Consider the following 860-nt stretch of genomic DNA (forward strand, 5'->3'; position numbering starts at 1 on the left):
CCACCCCGGTGATCAAACAAAACCCGACCCGCAAGCATTTCCATCCGTTCGACAAGAATGCCTACAAGGGCCGCAACATCATCGAACGAGCGTTCTCATACCAACGGCCCTATGAACTGACCGTTGTTGCCCAATTGCGTTGAGTGATCGATCGGATGCGCTCTGGCAAAGCCATCAACGCGTTCCAGGCATCACAGCAGGCATCGACGATCGCTTCGTAGTTTTCAAACACGCGGTTGCTCAGGAAGTTTTGTCGGAGATACTGCCAGACGTTCTCCACCGGGTTGAGCTCCGGCGAGTATGGCGGCAAATGCAGAAGGGCCAGATTGGCCGGCACCACCAGCCGACCGCCGGTCTGATGCCAGCCGGCGCCGTCCAGGATGATCACCCCGAAGGCGCCGGGCGCGATCGTCCGACCGACTTCGGCCAAATGCAGGTTCATCGTCTGCGCATTGGCCTCTGGTAGAACCAGGCCAACACCGATTTCGCGCGCCGGGCACACGGCGCCAAATATGTAAGCCCAATCATACCGCAGGTCGCGTAAGGCTGGCGGACGGCTGCCCTGCTCGGCCCAGATATAGGTCAGGCTGCCCTGTTGGCCGACCCGCGCTTCGTCCTGCCACCAAAGCTCGATCGCTTTGCCGTGCGCATCGGCCGGGATGACCCCGGCGACCAGTGCGGCAAAGTTTTTTTATGCGCTTCCTGGGCGGAAACCTCCGCCCGCGGGTGCCTCGGACGTACCGAGATGTGCCGGAACCCCAGGCTGCCGCGCGACAATCAAGGTGAGAATCCCCGTCAATCAGGATGAGAAAGTTTCCGGGGCGTGGGGTGAAGGGAGGGCGTAGCCCGACCGAAGGCCT

Annotated in this window: 1 pseudogene; it reads right to left on the minus strand. The window is 61.3% G+C overall.

The features are described 5' to 3' along the window. Positions 1-109: 109 nt before the first annotated feature. Positions 110-762, minus strand: a pseudogene (locus GSQ89_RS34890) (IS630 family transposase); the annotation flags it as partial. Positions 763-860 lie beyond the last annotated feature (98 nt).

The sequence above is a fragment of the Acidisphaera sp. S103 genome, assembly GCF_009765975.1.
Classification (GTDB): domain Bacteria; phylum Pseudomonadota; class Alphaproteobacteria; order Acetobacterales; family Acetobacteraceae; genus Rhodopila.